Here is a 15484-nt window from a genome sequence, read left to right as displayed (position 1 = left end):
TAGATAGTATAATTTATTTTTCATTTTCATATAAAAACATTGGTATAGAGTTGTAAATATGTTTGTCTCCAACAACTAAGAGAATATCTCCCTCTAAAAATTCAATATATGGTCCAGGAGATATTATAAGTTCTTCACCTCTTTTAATTGCAACTATTGTAGCACCTGTATTTTGCCAAAATTTAGTTTGTGCAGCTGTTTGACCAACATATTTACAATTAGAATTTATTGTGAACTGAACGGGCACTAAAGGATTGATTATTTCAAGTCTGTTAGAATAGTCTAAAATTTTATTTATAGTATCTAATATTTCATTTTCTAAATTAGATTTAGTATCTATTAAATTATAAAGTGTTGATTTATATGATGATATATTTGTAATATCTCTATATTTTTTTATAAAAGAAGAAGCTTTGTCTGGAGATAGTACAATAACACCTTTACCCTTTATGCTTTTAACAACGCCAATGTCCTCTAAAATTTTTACAGCTCTTCTTATCGTTTCTGGAGATACATTGTATTTACCAGCCAAAACAGAGCGTCCAAATAATACTGAATCTTCTTGTATTTCGCCCGTGTATATTTTATTTGCAATATCCAATGCTATTTTTTGGTATATTGGCATCGTATAGTTTTTATCCATTGTTTTTCCCCCAATACAAAATTTATGTTAAAAAATATATAATCTTAACAATACTATTTTATAATTTATAGGTTTAGATGTCTACAATATGTACAAATATTGTGCATGTTTCAAAATAATATTTTAACTTGCATTTAGTATACACGATTTTATCATACTTAAAACTATATAAAGAATTGCTTATAAAAATATAAAGATATTTTACATACAAATAATGATAATTATATAGATGAAACAAACAAATGAATGAAGAAAAATGATTCTGTCTTGCATATAAAGTGATTAAAAATGAAAAATACTTTAAAAATGAAGGCTAAAGCCCTTGTTTTAAGCTGAAATAATTAATTATTAACTAAAAAATAGTAAAAGCATTTTTTGAAAAAGAAATACAAATGAATGCTTGATTAAAATAATTGCAAAAATATCCCTTAAATGGTAAAATTATATTAATTAAATGCAATAGAATAGTTGTAAAAATAAAATTGAATACAAGTAATAAAATATTTCATGCAATATATAAAATAAACAAAATTTAAGAATTAAAACTACTTATTCTATCAAAATGTTAGCAAGGGAGGTCATAAATTGTATAAAGTAGATTTAAATAGTGATTTAGGAGAAAGTTTTGGAACATATAAAATTGGTTTAGATGAAGAGGTTTTAAAATATATTTCATCAGCTAACATAGCTTGTGGGTTTCATGCAGGTGACCCTAGTCATATGGAAAAAACAGTTCAATTTGCAAAAAAAAATGGAGTGAAAATAGGAGCACATCCTGGTTTTCTAGATTTAATAGGATTTGGAAGGCGTGAGATGAAAATAACTAGGCAAGAAGCTAAAGATTATACAAAATATCAATTAGGAGCTTTAATGGCATTTGCAAATTCAAATGGATGTAACATACAACATGTAAAACCACATGGAGCCTTATACAACATGGCAGCTAAAGATAAAGAGTTGGCTATGGGTATTTGTGAAGCTATATATGAAGTCAATAAGGATATTATACTGTTAGGTCTATATAATAGTGAAATGATAAATTCAGCTAAAGAGATTGGGCTTAAATTTGCAAATGAAGTATTTGCAGATAGAGCTTATGATAATAATGGGTTTTTAGTTCCAAGAAGTGTAGATGGTGCAGTTATACACGATACAAAACACGCAATAGATAGGGTTGTTAAGATGGTAAAAGAAGGAACTGTAGAAACTTTAGCAGGTGAAGTTATAAATATAAAAGCAGACTCTATATGTGTACATGGTGATAATCCAAAAGCAATAGAGTTTGTTAAAGAAATAAGAAAGCGTTTTGAATTAGAAAATATAGAAGTTTGTCCATTAGAAAATATGGAAGTTTGTTCATCAGAGAACACAGTATAAAACTGATAATATGAGGGAGAGATAAAATATGAGTACAAAAAATATTACTGATAAAGCAAAAAATAAAAAGGATGTTGGAGCACTTATAGGGGCAGCATTTATAATGGCAACATCAGCAATTGGCCCAGGGTTTTTAACTCAGACAGCACAATTTACTCAAGATTTTGGACCGAGTTTTTCATTTGTAATTTTAATTACAACAATTCTTTTTATAGGAGCTCAAGTAAATGTATGGAGAGTAATTGGTGTATCAGGACTTAGAGGTCAAGATATAGCAAATAAAATAATACCTGGATTAGGCTATTTAGTAGCTTTTTTAGTAGCTCTTGGAGGATTAGCTTTTAATATAGGAAATGTTGGTGGAGCTGCACTTGGTATGAGTGTAATGTTTAATATGAATATGACATTAGGAACTATATTAAGTGGATTGATAGCGATATTTGTATTTATGTCAAAAAATTCAAATTCTCTAGTAGATAAGATAACTAAGTTTTTAGCATTAGGTATGATAATTATAGTTGGATATGTAGCAATATCAAATCATCCTCCTATTGGAGATGCAGTTTTTAGAATGGTAAAACCAGAAAACCCAAAAGGATTGATATTCCCAATAATAACTCTACTTGGAGGAAGTGTTGGAGGTTATATAACTTTTGCTGGAGGACATAGATTAATAGATGGTGGAATAACAGGAGAAGAAAATATAAAAGAAATAACTAAATCTTCTTTTTTAGGGATATTAGTTGCAACAATGATGAGAGTTCTTCTATTTTTAGCAATATTAGCAGTAGTTTCAAAAGGTCTTCAACTTGACCCAGAAAACCCAGCTGCTTCAGCTTTTAAATTTAGCGCAGGAGCAATAGGATATAAATTCTTTGGGCTTGTATTATGGTCTGCTGCAATTACATCAGTTATAGGAGCTGCTTATACATCAGTTTCTTTCTTAAAGACATTAAATCCTTTTATAGAGAAATATGAAAAATATTTTATAATAGCATTTATAGCAATATCAACACTTATAATGGCATTTATAGGAAAGCCAGCGACTTTATTAATTTTAGCAGGTGCTTTAAATGGATTGATACTTCCAATCACATTAGGAATTATGCTTATAGCTTCTAAAAGAAAAGATATTGTTGGAGATTACAAACACCCTACATGGCTTTTAATATTTGGATTAATAGTAGTTTTAATATCTGCCTATACAGGAATAACTTCTCTTGGTAGTTTAGGTGCTTTATTTGCTTAATTTAAAAGAGGTGACATTTATGGAAACTAGATATTTGCTATCAGGAGATAAGGCAGTGGTTGCTGAATTTGGAAATGAGATATCAGAAGATATAAACAAAAAAGTAATTTCATTTATGAGAGCAATAGAAATATCAAATCTTAAAGGGATTGTAACAGAAATGGTGCCAATGTATAGGTCACTTATGATAAGCTATAATCCATTGAAAATAGATTTTGATAGTTTGATTGAGAGTCTGAAAAAAATAGAAGATAATTTGGAAAGTATAGTATTACCAAAACCTAAAACACATGAGATTCCAGTATGCTATGATGAGGTTTTTGGTATAGATATTAAAAATGTTGCCAGACATAATAATCTTACTGTAGATGAGGTTATAAAAATACACACAAGTAGAGAGTACTTGATATATATGTTAGGATTTACTCCTGGATTTCCATACCTAGGAGGTATGGATGAAAGAATAGCTACCCCTAGATTAGAGGTGCCAAGAACTAAAATCTATGGTGGAAGTGTTGGAATAGCGGGTTCTCAGACTGGTGTATATCCTATCGATAGTCCTGGTGGATGGCAAATAATTGGTAGGACACCTTTAAAATTATATGATGAAAATAGAGAGGAACAGATTTTACTTAGAGCTGGAGATTTTATAAAATTTGTTCCAATAACATTAGATGAATTTATAGAAATCGAAAAAAATAACTTAAATATTTAAATATCGTTATAGTACAGGGAGTGGTATATATGGGATTCAAAGTTGAATTAGGAGGTTTCCAAACATTAATACAAGACAGAGGTAGAGTTGGATATGGGCAATATGGTGTATCTGGATGTGGGGCAATGGATGAGTATGCACATAGAGTAGGAAATATATTGGTTGGAAATTCTGAAGATGAGGCTTCTTTAGAAGTTTTAATGTTAGGCCCTACAATTACATTTGATGAATATACGCAAATAGCAGTAACTGGTGGAGATTTAGGAGCTAGAATAAATGGAAAAGAGATTCAAAACTGGAGGTCATATCAAATAAATCCAGGTGATGTATTATCATTTAGAGGTGTGAAATCAGGTGCTAGAGCATATGTGTCAATAGCTGGTGGAATAGATATCCCACTTGCAATGGGAAGCAAGTCAACTTATACAAGAGCCAAAATTGGTGGGTTTGAAGGTAGAGCACTTAAAAAAGGTGATTATATAAATACTTTTATTCAGGAAAAAGATTTTACAATAAATAAAAAATTAAATTTAAAATATATTCCAACTTATAGTTCAGAAATCATACTAAGAATTGTAAAAGGACCTCAATTTGATGCTTTTTCTAAAGATGAAGTAGAAAAATTTTTATCAAATGAATACAAAGTTACAAATGAAATAGATAGAATGGGCTGTAGACTAGATGGAGAGAGTATAAAGCACCTTAATGGAGCAGATATTATATCTGACGGTATTTCTTATGGAGCTATACAAGTACCTGGGCATGGAAAACCTATTATAATGTTATCCGATAGACAGACTAGTGGTGGTTATACTAAGATAGGGAATGTTATAAGTGTAGATTTGTATAAGTTAGCACAAGCAAAGCCAAATGATGTAGTAAAATTTGAATTTGTAGATATATATGAAGCACATAGATTGTTGAGAGAACAAGAAGATAAGATTCAAGATATTTATAAGAGTATGAAGAATATAAGAATTGTCAAAGCAAAGGTATTAAGCGATATAGCAGTTTAATTTAAGATTAATAGATACAATTTTTATTAAAATTTAAAATATAACTTACAAATAGCTATTTACTATTTACCATAATTAAAATGGTTTAGATTAGTCAAATAGCTATTTTTTAGTTTGAGTAAATATATTAAATTTAAATAAATACTTCAATTTAAAATAAAAGTGATATTTAAATCTTTTTTAGTATCTATAAAAAGTAGATATGTTATATAAATCTTATTTAGATTTTATTGGCCAAATTGGAGGCGATATAACTCCATATCCACGAGCTATTGTATCTTTACTTGGATTGATGATTTTATGTGGTACATTAGATTTTATAAATGTTGAGTCACCTGGATTTAATCTTACTACCTTTTCACCCATACAAATATCAACCATACCACTCGTTACTACCATGATTTCCTCTGATGCATGATAGATATAATCTTTAGCATCTTCACTTTCTGGTCTAAGTTCAAATTCTACAAATAAAATTGAAGGTGTAAATTCAGATGTAGGCATTGGAGATACTATCTCGTAAAACATTTCACTTTTTGGAAATTTCATCATAACTCTATCTTCTTTTCTAATGACTAAATCATCAGTATTGTTATCATCCATAAACATATATAAAGGAGTGTCTAAAACTTCAGCAATTTTTCTCAATGAAGACAAGGATGGTTCAATAGCATCTCTTTCTATTTGAGAGATATAACTTATAGATAAATCTGTCAATTTGGAAACATCACTTAATGTTTTTTTCCTGCTTTTTCTTATATTTCTCATCTTTTCACCTAGCATAAGAACCTCCAAATAATAAAATTAATATAAAATATTCGCTTAAAACAAAGTAATTATAGCATAACATAGAAGTAGTGGCAATAAGAATACATAGTAGATTTTGACAATTAAAAATTAATTAAATGCAAATAAAAGCCTATGAAAATAAATTATTGCTGAATTAATACAAAGAAAATGATAGCAAAAAAGAATTTAGTGAAGGAGTATTAAGTGGAATAATATTATTACAGCATATTTTAGAAAATAATAAATTTTCAGTAAATTAGCTTGACATATATATTGAAGTAATAATATAATTTTAAGTATAAAATTTTAAAAATTGAATTATAACTTCAAAAAATAAGGAGGGTAATATGAAGATAACAGATATCAAATTTGAAAAGCTGAGAATTAAATTAAAAAAACCTGTAGTAGTTTCATTTGGAGTAATTGAATATGGAGAAAGTATAATTTTAAAAATTGAAACTGATGAAGGGTATTGTGGATTTGGTGAAGCAGCACCTCTTGCAGCAGTCACAGGTGAAGTTTTAGATAATGTACTTTCAGTATTACTTATGTTTAAAAAAGAGCTAATAGGGAAAGACCCACTAGATATTGAAACTATACATACAATCATGGATGGAATTATTATAGGTAATACTTCTGCAAAAGCGGCTATTGACATGGCTTTATATGATATTAAGGGTAAAATTATGAATGTACCTCTTTATAAAGTTCTTGGAGGATTTGATAATAAAGTTCAAACCGATATTACTATAAGTATAGATAAACCAGAAAAAATGGCAATAGAAGCTTTAGAAAGAGTTAAAGAAGGATTTAGGATATTGAAGCTTAAAGCAGGTATAAATCCTGAAGATGATATTGAGGCTGTAAAGCTAATTAGAGAAGCTGTTGGAGAGAGTATAAGAATTAGAATTGATGCAAATCAAGGATGGAACGTAAATAGTAGTATAAATACTATCAAAAGGCTAGAAGAATTTGGTGTTGATGCAATTGAACAAGCACTTCCACATTGGGATTTAGATGGTACTGCTTACATAAGAAATAAGAGTAATACAAAGATTATGATAGATGAATCGTTACATTCACCAGTAGATGCAATTAAAGCTATAAAAAAGAATGCAGTCGATACATTTAATATTAAGCTGATGAAATCAGGAGGAATATATCCTGCTATAAAAATCAATAACATAGCTGAAGCAAGTGGAGTAAATTGTATGTTAGGGTGTATGCTAGAAACGAGAATTGGTATAACAGCAGCAGCAAATTTAATAGCATCTAAAAAGAACATAACAGAAGCTGACCTTGATAGTTTTATGTTTTGTGAAGAATCAAAAAGTATATCTGGAGGATTTGTAATGGATGGAGATATTATGAATCTTGTCAATAAACCAGGTTTAGGAGTAGAAGTAAACTTATGATAAAATTGGAGGTTAAATATGAATACACTTTTTTCAAATCCAGGTAGTATACTTGCTGTAATGACATCAATGATTGCATTAGGTTTTTACTTACAAAGATACAAAGCCATTAAAAGCTTAGGACCAGCACTTACAATAATCATAATGGGAATAATACTTTCAAACTTAAAAGTAGTACCAGTAAGTACTGAGTTATATGGAACTATTTCTACATATGCTATTCCAGTTTCTATGACTATAATGCTGATGAGTGTTGATTTAAAAGAAATGACAAAGTTATCAAGAGAACCCTTGATTGCAATTTTTGTAGCAGTAATAACTGTAAGTATTATGGCATTTTTATTTGGACTAGTATTTGCAGAAAAAATATCAGAAGGTTGGAAAGTTGCTGGAATGTTTGTGGGTACATATACTGGAGGAAGTGCTAATCTTACAGCCATTGGAACAGGTCTTAATGTAAGTAGACAGACTCTTGCTGCTGCAAATGCAGCAGATTATGTAATTGGAGTACCAACATTGATATTTATGTTTGCTCTACCAGCTATACTAAAAAATTCAAAGAAGTTTAAAAAACTTTGGCCATATCATGTAGAAGAATCGGAATTAGAGGATTGTCAGAATGAAGAATTTATGGAGTCAAAAGAATGGAGTATTAAAGATATTGCTTGGATGTTGGCTATAGGTTTTGTTGTTACAGAGGTTGCAACAATACTTGCTGGATATTTTAATTCAAGTTTTAGTAGTGCAGCAAGAATTCTTTTAGTCACAACAATTTCAATTATAATTGCTCAATTAAAGCCAGTAAAGAAATTAAAGGGAAATTTAGATTTAGGATTATTTGTTGCATTATTCTTTTTATGTACTATAGGTTTTTCAGTAGATATAAAAGAGTTTTTAGGCTCAACTTTTACCATAACACTTTACTGTTTTAGTATAATTTTTGCTTCATTTGTTTTCCATTTATGTATAACTAGACTTTTAAAGATAAAGTATCAATATGTAATACTTTCTATAGTAGGAGCAATTGCTGATGGTCCTACTTCAGCTTTAGTAGCTGCTTCTGCAAAATGGAATTCACTTGTAAGTGTAGCAGTCGTCATGGGAGTAATTGGTGGAGTATTAGGAAACTATGCAGGTATCTCAGTGGCATATGCAATAAAGATGGCTATAGGATTATAGGAGGTGCTTTAATTGGCAAAATTTAAGTTATATATATCTGGATTATATAGTGGAAATGTAATCTTTGATGATAATTTGTTACTTGAAAAATTGAATCCTTTTACAAATAAAATAGAAAGCTTAAAACAAATAGATACGGAAGAAAATACATACTATTTAAATCTTACAAAAATAGATTTAAAATTTTTATTTGATAACTTTGATGTATATACTGAAAGTTTAGTGAACACAGATAAAGACAGAGTTATAAATAAATTGGGAGAAACATACTCTAAGCTTAATGAATACATATGGGTTCAAAGAAATAAAAAGTTTCCACTAGATATAATTATTGTGGATAATAAAATAGTCGGTTTTATCTGTTTGTCTAGAGAAACTTGTACTATATTAATTATGGATGGATATGAGGATTATACTATATTAAAAGAATGGAAGAAAACTCATAAAAACGAGGAGATATATTCTATAAAATTTGATGGAAATTATATGATTGATATGAAAGATGGAATAAGACTTTCTACAGATGTATATCTTCCTAATTTTCTAGATTCTACTAAAAAAGCACCAACAATACTTATGAGGACCCCCTATGGAAAAGAAAATGATAAAGAAATATATTATAAATACGTACAAAGAGGATATGTTGTTGTAATACAGGATGTTAGGGGAAGAAATGAATCAGAAGGTAAGTGGGAACCTATGATTCATGAGAAAGAAGATGGAGATAGTACTATAAATTGGATAGTATCACAAGATTGGTCAAATGGAATAGTTGGAATGCTTGGAGCATCATATCTTGGTTATGTTCAATGGGCAGCTGCATCTTCAAGTAACAAGCATCTTAAGGCTTTGGTTAGTATAGTAACATCAGGAAGCCCTTTTATTGACATACCAAGAAAAGGAGGAGCTTTTGTCTCTGGTATGCTTGCATGGGCATTTATGGTATCAAGAAATAAAGTTGATAGAAGTAAAATGGTAAGAAATGACTGGGATGATGTTTTAAATATAAGACCAATAGAGAATATACCTGTTGAAGCTCTTGGATATAGAATTGAATTTCTGGAAGAATGGCTAAAGAGAGTAGAAAAAGATGAATACTGGGATATGATGGATTGGCATCTACAAAAAGAAAAAATAAATGTACCTGCGTTGGTTATATCTGGGTGGTATGATGATAATGGTATGGGAACGACAGAGGCCTTAGATGTTATAAAGGATTATGAAAAAGGAAAGAGAAAGGCTATTCTAGGTCCATGGATGCACAATTCAAATACTTTAAGAGATATAAATGGTATTTCTTTGGGAAATAATTCATTAAGATATGATTTGGATTATAATTATCTATTATGGTTCGATAAATATTTAAAAGGTATAGAAAATAATATAGATAAGACTGCTTCGATAGAGTATTACTCTGTAGGTTCTAATGAGTGGAAGACAGAAGAAAATTGGCCAATAACAAAAAAAATTGATAAAAGTATGTATCTAATGAGTGATGGAGATGCTAATACATCTTTGGGAAATGGAAAATTAGTATTTGATAGGGCTTTAGAAGAAAAGTGTGATAGTTATATATATAATCCAAAAGACCCATCAATACAACTAATTGATATGTCAGAAAATGAAGTTGGTGTCCCAAACAACTACAAAGATTTGGAAAAAAGAAGTGACATGTTGTGTTATACATCAGATGTTTTTAGCGAAGAATTTACTATAACAGGTGATATAAAGTTAGAGTTCTTTGCATCAAGTTCTGCCAGAGATACTGACTGGGTTATAAAAATTATGGATGTAGATTTAGATGGAAATTCAATTAAATTAGCTGACGGTATACTTAGTGCTAGATTTAGAAATGGTTTTTATAAGTCAGAGTTTATGGAAGAAGGAGAGATTTATAAGTTTACGATTATAACCTCAAAAATATCAAATACATTTAAAGTTGGTCATAAAATTAGACTAGATATAACATCTAGTGCTAAAAACTTTATTTTCCAAAATAGTAACACAACAGATGGTTACAATAGTACTGAGTATATAGAATCAAAGAATACAATTTATCATGGAGGTAAATATCCATCTAGATTAATATTGCCAATAGAAAATAAATAAGTTTATATGTATTAATAAGAGGCTTATCTCTATATTTGAGACAGCCTCTTATTCTTTAGCCTCATTATTTTGTAGCTGCGACAACGCTCATTTCAACTAATAAATGCTCTCTAGCAAGTCTAGCTTCAACACAAGCTCTAGCAGGCTCAAATCCTTTTTCGACCCAAGCATCCCAAACAGAGTTCATAGCTTCAAAATCTTTCATATCTCTTAAATAAATAGTAACAGATAGTAAGTGTTGTTTATCTGAACCGTATTTGTTCAATAAATCTTCTACTTTAGCTAAAACTTCAGTAGTTTGTTCAATTATTCCGCCTTCAGCATGAGTTTGTCCACATAAATAAACTGTATTGTTATAAACTACAGCTCTACTCATTCTTCCAGTTCCTTCATATCTTTTTATTTCCATATTTTAAATACCTCCATAATTAAAAAGTCTATTAAAAATCTAAATAATAAATTAAAAAAAGTCTATACTATATAAAATTATATTATATATTCTGATAATAATCCATAAAAACATATAACTTTTTAACTATAATTATTATTGTTATTAATTGAAAAGATTTATTAGTTACTTGACATAATTTACACTTTTAATTATAGTATAAATTGGAATATTTAGATAATTATTATTTAATGTATAAAGTCTAAGTCTTTAATTAATAAATACAGCTTTATATATTTATATAGAAAAGAGGTAAATATGAGTAGTACAATCAAATCAAATAGAATAAAGGGTATAATGTTTATAATAGCATCAGCTCTTGGCTTTGCAATGATGTCTGCATTTGTAAAACTAGCTGGAGATTTACCAAGTTTTCAAAAAGTGTTCTTTAGAAATCTAGTATCAGCTGTAATAGCTTTTTGGCTTATCATAAAACACAAAGGTAGTCTAACTGGTAAAAAAGAAAATTTAAAAGTACTTTTATATAGGTCAATATTTGGAACTCTAGGAGTAATATTTAACTATTATGCAATTGACAGGTTGATGCTTTCAGATGCAAACATGCTAAATAAAATGAGTCCATTCCTTGTAGTTATATTTTGTGCAATTGCTCTAAAAGAAAAAATAAATGTAAAGCAGATAGGAGCTATTATAATTGCATTTATAGGAGCTTTATTCATAATAAAACCAACATTTAGTGTAGAAGTAATTCCATATCTTGGAGGAATTGCAGGAGCTGTATTTGCAGCAATGGCATATACTTGTTTAAGAGTTCTTGGAGATAGAGAAGATTACTACACAATCGTATTTTTCTTTTCAGTTTTTTCATTAATTACTGTAGGGCCAATTGCTTTTGCAGTATACGAACCAATGACTCTTATGCAACTTATATATCTATTACTAGGTGGAGTATTTGCAAGTCTAGGTCAATTTGGAATAACTTTAGCATATAAGTATGCACCTGCTAAGGAAATTTCTATATTTGACTATAGTAATATAATCTTTTCAGCAATTTTAAGTATATTCTTATTCAATGTTTATCCAGATATGTTAAGTGTTGTTGGATATTTAATAGTATTTTCAGCAGCTTTTTATATGTTTTTATACAATAAGAAATTAGATAAATTAGATAAAGAAAAGAAGAAGTAAGCTAGATAAAAGTGTTCTTATAATTTATATTGAATATTTAAGTCTTTGTATTAAAGAAAATTGAGTTAAAATGTTTGATATATTGACTTATAACAGCAGTTAAAATTGAAAAATTATAACTGCTGTTTCTTTTATTAAAAATATCCAAATGTCTATAAAAATAGACTATAATAGAGTAGTATAAATAATATAAAGGGGATAAATTAAAGTATGGAAAAAGTGAAAGTTGCTGTGATTGGAGCAGGTAATAGAGGAACATATGCATATGCTCCATATATTTATGAAAATTCTGATGTATGTGAAATAGTTGCTGTAGCAGAACCTAAAAAAGGAAGACGAGAACTATTTACACAAAAATATAACCTAGATAGTGAAAATGTATTTGAAACTTTAGAAGACTTTTTTAAACAGGACAAGATGGCAGATGCAGTAATAATAGCTACGAATGATGATAGACATTATGATGTAGCAAAACTAGCTCTTGAAAAAGGTTATCACATATTATTAGAAAAGCCAATGTCTAACAGTTTGGATGGTTTGGTACATATAAATGATTTGTGTGATAAGTATAAAGATAAGATTTTTATGATTTGTCATGTACTTAGATATTCTCCATTTTATAATAAGTTAAAAGAGATTATAGAAAGTAAAAAGTTAGGAGAACTTGTTAGTATACAGTACAATGAAAATATAGGATATTGGCATTTTGCACATAGCTTTACTAGAGGGAATTGGAGAAATAGCAATGAAACAAGCCCTTTAATTTTAGCTAAGAGCTGTCATGATATGGATATTTTATTATATTTAGTAGGAAGTAGATGTAAAAAAATATCTGCATTTGGAAGTTTAAAGCATCTTAATAACCAAAATGCTAGTGGAGAGATGGCACAAAATTGTCTTCAGTGTTTAGTCGAAAAAGAATGCCCATATTCAGCAAAGAGAATTTATCTAGAAAAAGATAGAAGTATAAATAGAGCTGTTCATATAAATCCAACTAAAGAGAATCTATTAAATATACTTAAGACAAGCCCATATGGAAGATGTGTTTATAGATGTGATAATAATGTTGTAGATAATATGGTAAATATATTACAGTTTGAAAATGGAGTGACAGCCACTTTTAATTTATGTGCATTTACTAAGGAAAATGGAAGAACTATAAAGTTGATGTTTAGTCATGGTGAAGTTGGTGGAGACTTAAATAAAAATGAAATAAGGATTAAAGAATTTGGAAAAAATGAAGAGATAGTTATAAATCCATCAAATCAACAGAATAGGGTAGAAGAATACGATAGAAATCTTATAGCTGAATTTATTAAATTAGTTTCTAGTAAAGAACTAGAGAAAGGTAAAGTAGCAGCAAAAGAAGCGATACAAAGTCATGTAATGGCATTTGCAGCTGAATATGCAAGAGTTAGTGATGAGGTAGTATATATAGAAGAATTTTTTGATAATGCCAAACAAATGACTAGAGAGATAGAAGAAACTATATTTTAATTAAGAAAAACTTGTTAAATAAAATAAAGATAGATTAGGTAATAGAAATACAAAAGATGTGTTCTATTAAAAAATCTATCTTTTTTTAAGGTTTTTTCTTATCCCTATCAAAAAAATCCATACATTCGGATAAAAGATAAGAAAGTAAAGCAAATAAGATTTCTGTACTTAGAGGAATCATTACTGAATCCATAAATGTATCAATTATGTTCATAGCTAGAAAAGTTAGTATAAAATCAATTATAAATTCGCAAATTTTATATATTGAGTATGGTAATTTGTTTACATATCTGAATATATCTAAAATAGTAGTGCATAGAAAATCAATTGGAGTAGTTATACAAAAGTATATTAAAAAGAAAATTAGTACAGCTCCAAGAGATTTATATTCAAATCCTAAGAATGATAAGAAGCCAATTCCTATAACCGTGAAAATACAAAAAGTTATACCAAAAAAAACAGCAAAAAATAAAAATACAGAAATAAATTCGCCTAAAGGAATTCTTCTTTTATTACTTATCTTAATCAACTCCTTAATTTATATAAATAATAACATTCTTAAAAACTCATAATAGTCTTCTGTTTCAAATAGTATTGTTTGAGAATCTATTTTCTTCATATTTGGGTAAAAAGATGCTTTAAAAGCTTTGTAATGTTCTCTAAATTTTATTTCTATTTTAAATTTATATGGTAATTTTATTAAATGTCTAGATAAATCTCCAGATAAAGACTTTTTAACACCCTTCTCTATTTTTTTAGTGCAAGATTTGGATGTATTGAAATTGAACCATTTCCAATTCCTTTTGACACAGGCACAGTGACTATATTTGGATTTAATTTTTTTGCACTCTCACAAAGCATTTCATCTCCACTTAAAAATGCTACAGGGATATTATAGTAAATTCAGATGCTATTTCATCATTTATTTTAAAATAGTCATAATCAATATCCATGGTATGAGAAAGTGGATTACCATTACAAGTAGCTCCAGAATGATAACCAGTGAATATACATGCATCAAAGCTTTCATCAATTCCAGCCATCATAACTAGTGGGTCTTTAGTCCATCCTCTAAGTATTTTAACATTTTCAGGTAGAATATTTGGATTAATATTTCTACCACTATCATGTGCATCTTTGACGAGTATCTCATGCATACCAGATTGAGTAGCTCCATCACATGCAGCTGCTATCTCTTTACTCATCTGTGTTCTGTAGTGCTGTGAAAATTCACATTCAAGTTTTGTTTCATCCCAATTTACAATGCCACAAGTTCCTTCTATATCAGCACTTAAATACAATTTCATAATATATACCCCCTTACGTTTATTATTAATGATAATAACAGATAACAGGAAATAATACATAATCAATAGAGGGCATAAAAATATTATGTCTTACTATTAATTATTATTAAATCTGTAACTGAAAAATAACTAAACTGGTATTAAAAAATATAACACTAGGTGTCATATATTTATCTGATTTTTTATATATAATATTTATATAAAATTGTAACATATAAGTGGTTACATTTACTAGTTTAACATAGTTAAAATAGTTAGGTATTATTTTTAAGTTAAATTAATTATTATAAAATAGTAGAGTAGAAGAAAAATTTAATTTATTAAGGATATATTATAATAATTTGTTGATACCAATATCACTTAGAACATATAAAATTACTATAAATACTTGAAATGAATGAAAAAAGAAGGTGTTTCTTATGGTTAAGTTTTGATTAAATTAGATTGTTTACAGAATCTATTGCACTTATTTGTATAAATCAATAAAAAGAAGAAAATAGAGAGTTATTTAGCAACTATACTTAGTATGCCAAAGCACACTCTATAGTTGCTGAATAACTCTCAAAACTTAAATATATTATTTTAGAAATA

Annotated in this window: 13 protein-coding genes and 1 pseudogene; 9 read left to right on the top strand and 5 right to left on the bottom strand. The window is 28.5% G+C overall.

Going from position 1 to position 15484, the window contains the following annotated elements:
* Positions 1-13: 13 nt before the first annotated feature.
* Complete coding sequence (locus tag KGF42_RS02060; RefSeq protein ID WP_054273367.1) at positions 14-643, bottom strand: TrkA C-terminal domain-containing protein; 630 nt, start codon at positions 641-643, stop codon at positions 14-16.
* Between the two features lie 585 nt (positions 644-1228).
* Between KGF42_RS02060 and KGF42_RS02055 the strand changes: the two genes are divergently transcribed.
* From KGF42_RS02055 to KGF42_RS02040, 4 genes are read left to right on the top strand one after another with little or no spacing between them, the layout of a single operon-like run.
* Positions 1229-2020: a 5-oxoprolinase subunit PxpA gene (locus KGF42_RS02055; RefSeq protein WP_227825631.1), complete on the top strand. Its 792-nt coding sequence runs from the start codon at positions 1229-1231 to the stop codon at positions 2018-2020.
* Positions 2021-2048: 28 nt separating this feature from the next.
* Entirely contained in the window at positions 2049-3269 is a 1221-nt protein-coding gene (locus KGF42_RS02050; RefSeq protein WP_227825630.1) for an NRAMP family divalent metal transporter, read from the top strand.
* Positions 3270-3288: 19 nt separating this feature from the next.
* Positions 3289-3984 (top strand): 5-oxoprolinase subunit PxpB, encoded by a 696-nt coding sequence (pxpB, locus tag KGF42_RS02045; RefSeq protein ID WP_227825629.1) that lies wholly within the window; start codon positions 3289-3291, stop codon positions 3982-3984.
* A gap of 29 nt (positions 3985-4013) precedes the next feature.
* Positions 4014-5000 carry a biotin-dependent carboxyltransferase family protein gene (locus KGF42_RS02040; RefSeq protein WP_227821641.1) on the top strand — a complete coding sequence of 329 codons (987 nt, stop codon included), beginning with the start codon at positions 4014-4016 and terminating at the stop codon, positions 4998-5000.
* A 216-nt stretch (positions 5001-5216) separates the two neighbouring features.
* On the opposite strand, the gene KGF42_RS02035 is transcribed toward KGF42_RS02040, so the two are convergent.
* Complete coding sequence (locus tag KGF42_RS02035) at positions 5217-5783, bottom strand: XRE family transcriptional regulator (RefSeq protein WP_227821640.1); 567 nt, start codon at positions 5781-5783, stop codon at positions 5217-5219.
* Between the two features lie 353 nt (positions 5784-6136).
* On the opposite strand from KGF42_RS02035, the gene KGF42_RS02030 reads away from it, so the two are divergent.
* From KGF42_RS02030 to KGF42_RS02020, 3 genes are read left to right on the top strand one after another with little or no spacing between them, the layout of a single operon-like run.
* Entirely contained in the window at positions 6137-7204 is a 1068-nt protein-coding gene (locus tag KGF42_RS02030; RefSeq protein WP_227825628.1) for a dipeptide epimerase, read from the top strand.
* An 18-nt stretch (positions 7205-7222) separates the two neighbouring features.
* The gene (locus KGF42_RS02025; protein ID WP_227821638.1) at positions 7223-8383 is read left to right on the top strand and encodes a DUF819 family protein; all 1161 of its coding nucleotides are present in this window, start codon (positions 7223-7225) and stop codon (positions 8381-8383) included.
* A 12-nt stretch (positions 8384-8395) separates the two neighbouring features.
* Positions 8396-10492 carry a CocE/NonD family hydrolase gene (locus KGF42_RS02020; protein ID WP_227825627.1) on the top strand — a complete coding sequence of 699 codons (2097 nt, stop codon included), beginning with the start codon at positions 8396-8398 and terminating at the stop codon, positions 10490-10492.
* 64 nt (positions 10493-10556) lie between these two features.
* Here KGF42_RS02020 and KGF42_RS02015 read toward each other — a convergent pair whose 3' ends face one another.
* Positions 10557-10901 (bottom strand): RidA family protein, encoded by a 345-nt coding sequence (locus KGF42_RS02015; protein ID WP_227825626.1) that lies wholly within the window; start codon positions 10899-10901, stop codon positions 10557-10559.
* A 297-nt stretch (positions 10902-11198) separates the two neighbouring features.
* On the opposite strand from KGF42_RS02015, the gene KGF42_RS02010 reads away from it, so the two are divergent.
* A complete protein-coding gene (locus KGF42_RS02010) occupies positions 11199-12089 on the top strand; it encodes a DMT family transporter (RefSeq protein WP_107595344.1) in 891 nt (296 codons plus the stop codon).
* Between the two features lie 210 nt (positions 12090-12299).
* The gene (locus KGF42_RS02005; protein WP_227825625.1) at positions 12300-13586 is read left to right on the top strand and encodes a Gfo/Idh/MocA family protein; all 1287 of its coding nucleotides are present in this window, start codon (positions 12300-12302) and stop codon (positions 13584-13586) included.
* Positions 13587-13671: 85 nt separating this feature from the next.
* Here the strand turns inward: KGF42_RS02005 and KGF42_RS02000 are convergent, their stop codons facing one another.
* Both KGF42_RS02000 and KGF42_RS20390 read right to left on the bottom strand, forming a co-directional pair.
* On the bottom strand, positions 13672-14115 hold the full coding sequence (locus tag KGF42_RS02000; protein ID WP_079740004.1) for a regulatory YrvL family protein: 444 nt from the start codon (positions 14113-14115) through the stop codon (positions 13672-13674).
* A 9-nt stretch (positions 14116-14124) separates the two neighbouring features.
* Positions 14125-14893 (bottom strand): annotated as a pseudogene (locus KGF42_RS20390) (M55 family metallopeptidase).
* Positions 14894-15484: the final 591 nt, after the last annotated feature.

This window comes from Clostridioides sp. ZZV15-6383 (genome assembly GCF_020657735.1).
Classification (GTDB): domain Bacteria; phylum Bacillota; class Clostridia; order Peptostreptococcales; family Peptostreptococcaceae; genus Clostridioides; species Clostridioides difficile_D.
The sequence above is the reverse complement of the archived record's forward strand: the minus strand, read 5'-3'. Positions and strand labels throughout refer to the sequence as shown.

What these genes read in the sequence shown, in the direction of transcription:
- KGF42_RS02060 (WP_054273367.1), bottom strand. Translation starts at nt 643, where the DNA reads ATGGATAAAAACTATACGATGCCAATATACCAAAAAATAGCATTGGAT.
- KGF42_RS02050 (WP_227825630.1), top strand. Translation starts at nt 2,049, where the DNA reads ATGAGTACAAAAAATATTACTGATAAAGCAAAAAATAAAAAGGATGTT.
- pxpB (WP_227825629.1), top strand. Translation starts at nt 3,289, where the DNA reads ATGGAAACTAGATATTTGCTATCAGGAGATAAGGCAGTGGTTGCTGAA.
- KGF42_RS02040 (WP_227821641.1), top strand. Translation starts at nt 4,014, where the DNA reads ATGGGATTCAAAGTTGAATTAGGAGGTTTCCAAACATTAATACAAGAC.
- KGF42_RS02035 (WP_227821640.1), bottom strand. Translation starts at nt 5,783, where the DNA reads ATGCTAGGTGAAAAGATGAGAAATATAAGAAAAAGCAGGAAAAAAACA.
- KGF42_RS02030 (WP_227825628.1), top strand. Translation starts at nt 6,137, where the DNA reads ATGAAGATAACAGATATCAAATTTGAAAAGCTGAGAATTAAATTAAAA.
- KGF42_RS02025 (WP_227821638.1), top strand. Translation starts at nt 7,223, where the DNA reads ATGAATACACTTTTTTCAAATCCAGGTAGTATACTTGCTGTAATGACA.
- KGF42_RS02015 (WP_227825626.1), bottom strand. Translation starts at nt 10,901, where the DNA reads ATGGAAATAAAAAGATATGAAGGAACTGGAAGAATGAGTAGAGCTGTA.
- KGF42_RS02010 (WP_107595344.1), top strand. Translation starts at nt 11,199, where the DNA reads ATGAGTAGTACAATCAAATCAAATAGAATAAAGGGTATAATGTTTATA.
- KGF42_RS02005 (WP_227825625.1), top strand. Translation starts at nt 12,300, where the DNA reads ATGGAAAAAGTGAAAGTTGCTGTGATTGGAGCAGGTAATAGAGGAACA.